The sequence below is a fragment of the Methanomicrobia archaeon genome (assembly GCA_016930255.1).
Lineage (GTDB): Archaea > Halobacteriota > Syntropharchaeia > Alkanophagales > Methanospirareceae > JACGMN01.
Genome location: JAFGHB010000050.1, coordinates 1 through 8,805, shown reverse-complemented (window position 1 = coordinate 8,805; position 8,805 = coordinate 1). Strand labels below are relative to the sequence as shown.

The following is an 8,805-nucleotide window of genomic DNA, read 5'->3' as shown; positions in this document are numbered from 1 at the left end:
TTCAACACTAAAAGGTATCATAGAGGGATCAAAGCCATACCAGCATCACTTTATACCGGGTAGTTTCAAAGTTTACTTAACAAAAACGAAAGCTTTATATGCTCCGTGTTTTGATATCTATGCAGAAGTGGGCATCGAATGCTAAAAAGGAATACGAAGGAATTATGACGGAACTATTCAAATTGGAAATACCAATTGCTGGAATCCCCGAAGAGGTAGAAATTAAGGAGATAGAGTTAGATAAGTTAGTTTTAGACGAGGAAAATCCACGAATAGGTTACTGGAAAGATAATATTATGAGAATCACCGACGACACTTCTCAGGGCGATTTGGAAATCGCGTTAAAAACCGGAAGTTATGAAAATCTTTACGATCTTTTAGTGAGATATTGGTTGGAAAGGGGACTTAAATGATATTTAAACATTTTGTCGGTAAATCAACGTTAAAAGAGGGGCTAACAATTTCAAGAGATTTTGAAGGATGGTTTGAAAGTCCCGAAAAAGGTTGCAAACGTCAAATTAAACTTAGTTTTGATGACGACAAAGAAGTATTTGCCACTTTAAGAAGATTAAATAACGCGGTTGGACATGTACAAATTAAATATGAGACAAAAAAGCAAAAAGATTTTAGGAAATGGCTAAACGAAAAATTTGGAGGTTTAGGAGACGACAATATCAGGAATGGGTTAATAGAATTCCATAAACTTTCACGGGATGCCTTCAAAGTAGAGGAGATCATTGAAGGAGAGGAAAAAGAACCAAAATTAAAAATAGAAAAACAATATTTCCACCAAGAGCCTGAAGATTTAGAAGAAATAAGCACAGCCTTATCTGAAATAAAGGATATAATCACGGGAATAGATTTTAAGTTTAATGAAAAACAAAATTATTATAATCAAAAAGTTAAAGAAGGATTTTTGCTAAGAAATTGGGAGTGCGAAAAAAGAGTTATTAAAGAATTAGGATTGAAATGTGATTTTCGAAGAAAGAAGGTACAAGTTGAGGCTGAATTTGGAAATGCGAGAGCTTATTATCAAGATTATATAAAATTCTTATTGGCTTATAATAGAGGAATAATTTCATTAGGCGTTTTAATAGTCCCTACCTTATCTTTTGCTAATCTTCTATGCGAAATTGGTAAAAAACAGGCAATTGAGCGACGGAAATTGGTTGGAGATTATAAAATCCCAATTTATTCTGGGATGATGAATTTTGAAAAAGCTGAGAGGGAAATTAAATATTTAGAATTCATGTTAAGTATGCCCATTTCAATTATGGGTATTGATTGTGAGTTTTCATAATTATAAACACACTAATTCCTAAGTACTAGTAGGACTATAAAATTAAAAATACAAAAATTTTAGGTGAAATACTTAAAAAGGCTGGCTTTAGAGATCCACGAATAGCATGGGATTGGGGGTACAATCAATTCACAGAGATTAAGAAACAAATAGATATTTTAGTTGATGGAGGTTATAATTCAAAAGACATTTACATTTTCATGCTTTACAACTGGGATTTATCTTTTGAGGAGATGGAAAGGAAACGAATAAAATGTTGGGAATGGAAGGTTCAGATTTCCGATTGCAGATATAGACCTTTAGATCAAATTGTTGACGAATACAAACCTCTAAAAAAGGATCAAACAAACAGCGATTATCATATCCACAGCGAGTCGGGTTGGACTGATGCACTTGTTAAACAGTTCAGAAAGAATGTAAGACAACAAAACATCTGTGTAAGGCACAGATTTCCTTTTTATTCTAAAGGATTTGAGAAAAAGATATTTGGAAAAGAAGAAATGATAAAAGTCAAGAGTTTATTCACAAAAGAGAAGAAAATAAGATATATGCAGCAAATAGGTGCTGATTTTTGGTTCCCCGACGAAACTAGGTATCCTGAATAAAAATTAGTCATTGTTATACCGTCGGAAAACGGGAACGGCTATATGAGAACATGAAGCATGCGAAACGGGGAAAAGCACGATACGCTTAAATTAATAAAAACCAATAGTTATTCGAGGTGAGCGGCAGACATGGCAAAACAAAGCTTCACGGTATTGATCGAAAAGGATGAGGATGGCGTTTTTATCGGCACCGTTCCCTCGCTAAAGGGCTGTTATTCTTACGGGAAGACGCTCTCGAAAGCTAAGTACGAGCTGAAATAAGATGAAGTTGCCGTGCGCTCGTTTGTTTCTGGCGATCTAACTGGAAATTTATGCCTCGAGATTAGAACTGGAGCTTGGTGCGATGTTGCATGGCCGCATGGCCGCATGGCCAGGGGCTGTAGAAATTTTTCTACCCTTCAAACAAGCTCCTTTATTTGGTTCTTCAACGAGGGAATATCTTTCTCTATGGTCTCCCAGACGGCGTCTATATCCACACCAAAATAATCATGTATCACCTTATCCCTCATCCCGGCCATCTTTCTCCAGGGTATCTCTGGATATGTATTCCGGAACTGCTGGGATAATCGCTTCGTAGCTTCTCCTATTATCTCGATCTCTCTCATTACACCCGCTTGAACAAGATCATCAGCCATAAAATCCTCGTAGTCCACGCCTTCAGTGTATTTCTCGATTCTGGCTATAGCATCCAGAATATGCCGTAAATAAACGGTATCCGCTTTCGTCATTCGTAGATCACTTTCATCTCGCTTTTTATCCGGTCAATCAGGTAGGGACTTATCGATTTCTCGGTGAGTAGATCCACCTTCACACCCAACGCGTCAGAGAGCTCCTGCTCGATCCCCACAAGGTCAAGCAAACTTTTCCGTTCCGAGAACTCCACCAGAAGGTCAAGGTCACTTTCTGGCTTCGCTTCATCGCGGGCGTAGGAGCCAAAAACCGCTATCTTCTTTGTTCCGTGCTTGCGAAGGATCTTGACCAGTTTCTCAAAGAGCTTTTGCGGTATCATCGTCACAGTCCCTTTTTTTTTACATAATCTTTTATCTTCAGAACTATTTTTAGCTTTCTCTTATGTTTTCCATCTCGTTCCCGTTTCTCTCGTCTATTACATATGTTTTGAAATTCGTAGAGCCGGAGAAGTTGAAACGGGTGATTCTTGTTACAACGCTCTTCGCGCCCGTGTGGCTGACGTTGTGCACACTCACTCGGCCGACTTTTTCCTATCGAGTCTCCTTTTGATCGCCTTCCTGATCTCCTCGACCACGAAGATGAGGATGGCAAACGGTATGAAGAAGAGCCAGTGCTTCAGCTCGAGCGGGCCGGTGCCGAGGAACCGCTGGAAGAAGAAGAGATATGAAAACCCGAAGATGAGCAGCAGCTCGGTCGCGAACCCGATGAAGAGGTGCTTGTTCGTGAAGAATCCGATCTTGAAGATCGAATTCCTCAGGCTCCTGCATTGGAGCCCGTTAGCGATCTGGCAGATGATAATGGCCGCGAGCGCCATGGTGGTCGCCTTGATATAGAGCGGATCGGTAGCGAGAAGGTCCATACCCCGCACCCAGCCCCCGGCCTTCAGGACCCACCAGTAGCCCAGCAATCCGGCAGCCGCTTCTATAGGGCCGATGAACCCGTACGAGCGGAGCAGCGTCGGCAAGGTCAGCATCCGCTCCTTGCGTGGCCGCGGCGGTCGTTCCATCACGTCCATCTCCGGCGGTTCCGTCCCGATGGCAATTGCCGGTACCATATCGGTGCCAAGATCAATCGCAAGGATCTGGATCACGGTCAGCGGTAAGGGCACGCTGAAGAGCACGTAAATCAAGAACGGCACAATCTCCGGGATATTGCTCGTGAGAATATAGGTGACGAACTTCTTGATATTGTCAAAAACCGTCCTCCCTTCCATCACGGCGTCCACAATGCTCTTGAAATTATCGTCGATCAGAATGACGTCCGAAGCCTCCTTGGCAACGTCCGTGCCGGCGCCCATGGCAATGCCGATGTCCGCCTCCTTAAGCGCCGGGGCGTCGTTGACCCCGTCGCCCGTAACGGCCACCACCTCGCCCATCTCTTTTAACGCCATGACGATGTCCATCTTGTGCTTCGGCGCGGTTCGTGCGAAGATGATCTCAGGGTTCTTCAAGATCGCTTTCAAGTCCGCGCGGTCCATTTTCGGTATGTCCGGACCTTCTACGACCACCGGGTCACCCTCGACAACGCCCGCAGCACGCGCAATCGCCTCTGCGGTAAGTTTATTGTCGCCGGTGATGAGAATAATCTTGATACCCGCCCGTTTACAGTTCAGCGCTGCTTCTCGGACCTCCGTCCGTGGCGGATCTATCATCCCGGCGAGCCCGAGAAATGTCAAATCCTGCTCGACTTCTTCTGCAGTATAGCGGTCTTGCAAGGGGACTTCACGGTACGCAAGCGCGATGGTCCGCAACGCTTCCTTCTCGAAGCCCTCGGCCACCTTACTAAGCCGTTTCCGCTCCGCCTCTGATAGTGGCTCCTCACGACCGTCGATAAGGATCGTCCGTGAAAGGTGCAGAATAGCCTCTGGCGCGCCTTTCACGTAGGCTACCGTCTTCTCTCCTTTGTAGATGCTGCTCATCATCTGCCGCTCGGAGGTGAAGGGCAGTTCAAAGATCCGCTCTTCGACACTCAGCAGCTGTTCCGTGTCCGTGAGCTTCTTCGCAAGCACGAGAAGCGCCCCCTCCGTCGGATCGCCGATAATTACGTGTCTGCCCTCTTTCAGCGTGAGTTGTGAGCTGTTGCAGAACAGAGCCGTCTTCAAAAAGGGCTCGAGGGCAGTTAGAGCACCCTCAGAGACCGCTTCGTTATTGTAAATGAGGTTCCCTTCCGGGTGATAGCCGGAACCGGTAACCACCAGCTCCTTGTCATTCGCAAAGAGCTTATTCACCGTCATCTCGTTCTGGGTCAGCGTTCCGGTCTTATCAGTGCAGATAACCGTCGTCGAGCCCAGCGTCTCCACCGAGTTGAGGCTCTTTATCAGCGCGTTCCGCTTCGCCATGCGCTGCGAGGCGATCGAGAGCGTCAGCGTCACGGTCGGCAGGAGCCCCTCGGGCACGTTCGCTATGATTATCCCGATGGCGAAGATGAAATTCGCGGTGAAGTCCCGGCCGATCATCCAGCCCGTGAAGAAGAAGACGATCCCGAGCAGGACCGCAATAACGGATATCACTTTGATAAAGTAGGCGAGTTCCTTCTGTAACGGGCTCTTCTCCTCCTTTATCTCTTGCGTTAACCCTGCTATCTTCCCGAACTCCGTGCCCATGCCGGTGGCGAATACGACCGCCCGCCCGGAGCCAGAGACGACGGTCGTGCCGGAAAAGACCGCGTTCTTTGCCTCTAACAGCTCGCCCTTCTCCGGTGTCGTGCTCCTCGTCTGCGGTACCGACTCTCCGGTCAGGGGCGCATTGTTTACCTTCAGTTCATACTCCTCCGTCAGCCGCCCATCTGCGGGGACCCGGTCTCCTTCAGAAAGTAGAATGATATCGCCGACGACCACCTCGCGTGCGGGTATCTGAAGCTCTTTCTTCGCCCTTACAACCCGTGCCTCAGGGGCGAGCATCTTCTTCAGCGCCTCTGCCGCTCGTTCCGCCTTGTACTCTTGATAGAAGGTGAAGACGGCATTGATGAAGATCACACCGATGATGGCGATACCGAGGTTCAGGTTTCCTTCGTTCGGCGAGAGGTACTCACCGAGAAAGGCGAGCCCGCCCGCAATCCAGAGCAGAATGGCAAAGAAATTGAAGAACTGTTTCAGGAACTTTATGGAGAGCGGTGTTCGCCGCTTCTCCTGGATCTCGTTCGAGCCGAAGGAGAGAAACCGGTTCCTGACTTCCTCTTCCGGTAACCCGTCAGGGGACGATTCCAGAGACTTGTAGACTTCCTCAATCGCGGTCTCATGGACATCGGTAAGCTCTTCTTCCATCGCATTCAATCCCTCGACTTCCACAGCAGGAGGTTCGCAGGCGTTCTTCGTATAATCTCCTCCATCTCGTTGCTCCCTAAAAGCTCCTTCACTACATTTCGTCTGAGCGCGTGCACCAGCAGGAGATCAAAGCGACCACTCATGGCCTCATCAAGGATACTATCCGTCGCGTTCTCGCAGACCTGCACGCGAACGTCTGTCGGCACATCGCCTTCACGGAGATCAGCCTTAAAGGGTGAGAGGTATTCCTCGCTCTCCTTAAAGAACGCTTCCATCTCAGCCTTGTCAAACGACCTGCCCAGCGCTTTGATGCACCGGAAGAGCGAAACGTTAAGATCCAGGCTCTTCGCGAGTGTATCAATAAGAAAGAGTCGCTCTTTGAAGTGATAATCCCTGTTGGATATCGGTACAAGCAGTTTCCGGTGATGCGTTATCGGTCGCGCCTTGACGATTCGCACACCGACGACCGAGGCCTGAGCGTGCTTCATCAGCCGCTGGGCAAGGGTGCCAATAAATAACCGGCCATCTCGTTCCCCTTTCAGAACAACAATGATGAGATCCATCTGCTTGTCACGTACCAGTCTATTCACCTCTCTCACCACACTCTCAGCGATCGGGAGCTCTTCTGTTGCTACCCCTTCCTTTTCTGCTCTGCTCTGTATCTTCCGTACGTTCGCTGCGACTTCCGGATCGTCAAACGCGGGCACGAGATATAAGTTCGCATTGGAAGCTCGCGCGATTAACAGCGCATAACTCGAGACAAATTTCGTTTCTATCCCGGAATCAACGATCATGACAATCCGCTTGTACATTACTAAAAAAACTGAGGTATGCATTTAAATAAGTAGCAGAAACCGATTCGGGGGCGTAACGAAGCGTTCGTAGTATCAATCCCACTCCTTTTTTGGCAGCCAAGATGGCGGAGCAGAAGATGACTATACTATATTATTTCAGATCATGTTCATCGCGAATCTCGCCAAATATCTCCTCTATCAAGTCCTCTAACGTTACTATACCCAAGATCTTTCCCTCCGGTGATTGCAGGACCGCCATGTGCACCTTATTCCGTTGCATTGCTCGCAAAACGTCATTGGCTTTCATTTTCGGCGGGATTGTTATTATCCTTCTCATTATCTCATGTACCGGCGTCTGCACCTCCCTCAGGAACGCATCCTTGACGTACGCGATACCCACGATTTCCTCCTTATTGCCGCGATAGACGGGAAAGCGCGAATAGCCAGTATCCGCGGATAGTTTCAAGAGCTCCTCGATACATACGGTCTCCGGTACACTCACGACCTTCTCCAGCGGTACATACACCTCCGCTACTTTCGTCTCGTCGAAATCAAAGATCTCCTCGATAAGCTGCTGTTCATCCACTTGGATCGTTCCTTCATGAACGCCGACGGCTATCAACTGTTTGACTTGCTCATCGGTAACAAGAGTCTTCACTCGTTGTTCTTTCCCCAGCAGACGGAGAAAGACATCAGAAACGGCGGAGAATGCCTTCACAAGCGGGAAAAAAACGCCTCGTATGGCATAGAGCGGCCTGGCGACGAGAAACGCAAATGCATCGTTGTGGATGCCGTACGCTTTCGGGATGGCCTCACCGAAGACGACGATGAGCAGTGTCATGACTGCCGTTGCTATCCCGACGCCAATATTGCCGGCCAGCGAGGTGGCGAGTGCACCAGCGAGGATGGATGCGGTGATATTCGCCAGGTTGTTACCAATAACGATGGCACTGACGACCTCATCGGGCTCTTTCAAGAGCCGTTCAAGCACAATAGCGGCTTTATGGCCCTTCAACGATTCTTCCCGCACCTTGAGCTTATCTACGGTGACGAATGCCATCTCGGCCGCGGCGAAAAACGAGGATAAAACAATTAGGAGCACGATTATGGGAATTGCTATGTACATAGCTTATCTCTTCCTAAGTAGGAGAAGAACTGCACGAAGATAGATTAACGTATACTTCAGGCAAATTTTAGGTGGTGTGATGAGATGAAAAAAGGGGAGGGGGAGGGGCTTCGCTTCGTTCCCCCACCACGCTTATACCTATTTTTTACTCTTACTCCTTGGTTAGTTTCTCCTTCATATAGTCCGCAACAATTTCCTTGGTTCCCCAGCCCAGCGAGATACCCAAAGCGATTGCTATGCCGATTCCGAGCCCCCATGCTAGGGGCACGAGGAAGGTATAGATGATGGTCGTATCAATAAGCAGTTGGTCCAGTGCTAATACAACGACGAACAGGGAGAAGAGCGCTCTGAGCAGCGGTGCTATGAGATCGCCGAAACCAATTTCACGGCTCGTTAGCTGTTCGCCAACCCAATCCATGACGAAATCGACGAGTATGAGCCCTACAATGAGCACAAAGATGCCAGCGATAAGGTGCGGTATGTACAGGACGAGTTGATTCATGAAGTTCGTCAACATCGGTAGGTTCAGCACGTTGATGGCTGCCATGATGAAGATAACATAGATGAACCATCGCACCAATACGTCGAAAAATCCCGCTGTGGTCAAGCCCGACGATTTGAATGCGTCACCGATGATCGTTTTGTCCACGGCGTCGCCCAGACGAATTTTCTCGATTATTTTTCCGATGATCTTCCCTGCTAACCGTCCTGCGAACCAGCCGATGAGCACGATGATGATCGCAGCTAATATCGCGGGTATCCACTCGATCATTGTTGCAATAGCAGTAGCAAAACTATCCATTATGACACCGATTACCATTTTTTCACCTCCTTTTTGGTTAAGTGCGGCGGTTATACCCTCCAGCCGCCACGGCACTTTCATGCAAGTGCTATAAAACTGTTGGTCTCATACTATATAATACTTTGCATTGACTCAAAATACTGTAGAGTACGATTATTATTTCGTTTTGCTTTTTTAACGTTACTCATACCACTTGTCCTCCTTCAGGAACAGGCCGAGAATCGCT

At 47.5% G+C, this 8,805-nt stretch carries 10 protein-coding genes; 4 read left to right on the top strand and 6 right to left on the bottom strand.

The genetic code is table 11. The annotated features are described in order from the left end of the window. Positions 1–119 precede the first annotated feature (119 nt). The 4 genes from JW878_07545 to JW878_07530 all read left to right on the top strand — a co-directional run bounded on the left by JW878_07545 (position 120) and on the right by JW878_07530 (position 2,166). On the top strand, positions 120–413 hold the full coding sequence (locus JW878_07545; protein ID MBN1762909.1) for a hypothetical protein: 294 nt from the start codon (positions 120–122) through the stop codon (positions 411–413). Continuing rightward, positions 410–1,300: a hypothetical protein gene (locus tag JW878_07540; protein MBN1762908.1), complete on the top strand. Its 891-nt coding sequence runs from the start codon at positions 410–412 to the stop codon at positions 1,298–1,300. Before JW878_07545 ends, JW878_07540 begins: the two co-directional genes overlap by 4 nt. Positions 1,301–1,533: 233 nt before the next feature. Continuing rightward, positions 1,534–1,905 carry a hypothetical protein gene (locus tag JW878_07535; protein MBN1762907.1) on the top strand — a complete coding sequence of 124 codons (372 nt, stop codon included), beginning with the start codon at positions 1,534–1,536 and terminating at the stop codon, positions 1,903–1,905. 129 nt (positions 1,906–2,034) lie between these two features. Then, entirely contained in the window at positions 2,035–2,166 is a 132-nt protein-coding gene (locus JW878_07530) for a type II toxin-antitoxin system HicB family antitoxin (protein ID MBN1762906.1), read from the top strand. A gap of 137 nt (positions 2,167–2,303) precedes the next feature. Here the strand turns inward: JW878_07530 and JW878_07525 are convergent, their stop codons facing one another. The 6 genes from JW878_07525 to JW878_07500 form a co-directional block, all read right to left on the bottom strand. Continuing rightward, positions 2,304–2,633, bottom strand: coding sequence for a DUF86 domain-containing protein (locus JW878_07525; GenBank protein ID MBN1762905.1), 330 nt, complete (start codon positions 2,631–2,633; stop codon positions 2,304–2,306). Beyond that, positions 2,630–2,914 (bottom strand): nucleotidyltransferase family protein, encoded by a 285-nt coding sequence (locus JW878_07520; GenBank protein ID MBN1762904.1) that lies wholly within the window; start codon positions 2,912–2,914, stop codon positions 2,630–2,632. Before JW878_07520 ends, JW878_07525 begins: the two co-directional genes overlap by 4 nt. A 192-nt stretch (positions 2,915–3,106) precedes the next feature. Continuing rightward, positions 3,107–5,857 carry a cation-transporting P-type ATPase gene (locus tag JW878_07515; GenBank protein ID MBN1762903.1) on the bottom strand — a complete coding sequence of 917 codons (2,751 nt, stop codon included), beginning with the start codon at positions 5,855–5,857 and terminating at the stop codon, positions 3,107–3,109. 5 nt (positions 5,858–5,862) lie between these two features. Next, positions 5,863–6,669, bottom strand: coding sequence for a universal stress protein (locus tag JW878_07510; protein MBN1762902.1), 807 nt, complete (start codon positions 6,667–6,669; stop codon positions 5,863–5,865). A 133-nt stretch (positions 6,670–6,802) separates the two neighbouring features. Further along, positions 6,803–7,777, bottom strand: coding sequence for an HlyC/CorC family transporter (locus JW878_07505; GenBank protein MBN1762901.1), 975 nt, complete (start codon positions 7,775–7,777; stop codon positions 6,803–6,805). 151 nt (positions 7,778–7,928) lie between these two features. After that, positions 7,929–8,660, bottom strand: a complete 732-nt coding sequence (locus JW878_07500) for a hypothetical protein (protein MBN1762900.1) — start codon at positions 8,658–8,660, stop codon at positions 7,929–7,931. Positions 8,661–8,805: the final 145 nt, after the last annotated feature.

Coding starts and splice junctions, on each gene's coding strand:
- JW878_07500 (MBN1762900.1), bottom strand. CDS start 8,660: ATGAAAGTGCCGTGGCGGCTGGAGGGTATAACCGCCGCACTTAACCAA.
- JW878_07545 (MBN1762909.1), top strand. CDS start 120: ATGCAGAAGTGGGCATCGAATGCTAAAAAGGAATACGAAGGAATTATG.
- JW878_07505 (MBN1762901.1), bottom strand. CDS start 7,777: ATGTACATAGCAATTCCCATAATCGTGCTCCTAATTGTTTTATCCTCG.
- JW878_07525 (MBN1762905.1), bottom strand. CDS start 2,633: ATGACGAAAGCGGATACCGTTTATTTACGGCATATTCTGGATGCTATA.
- JW878_07540 (MBN1762908.1), top strand. CDS start 410: ATGATATTTAAACATTTTGTCGGTAAATCAACGTTAAAAGAGGGGCTA.
- JW878_07510 (MBN1762902.1), bottom strand. CDS start 6,669: ATGTACAAGCGGATTGTCATGATCGTTGATTCCGGGATAGAAACGAAA.
- JW878_07535 (MBN1762907.1), top strand. CDS start 1,534: ATGGAAAGGAAACGAATAAAATGTTGGGAATGGAAGGTTCAGATTTCC.
- JW878_07515 (MBN1762903.1), bottom strand. CDS start 5,857: ATGGAAGAAGAGCTTACCGATGTCCATGAGACCGCGATTGAGGAAGTC.
- JW878_07530 (MBN1762906.1), top strand. CDS start 2,035: ATGGCAAAACAAAGCTTCACGGTATTGATCGAAAAGGATGAGGATGGC.
- JW878_07520 (MBN1762904.1), bottom strand. CDS start 2,914: ATGATACCGCAAAAGCTCTTTGAGAAACTGGTCAAGATCCTTCGCAAG.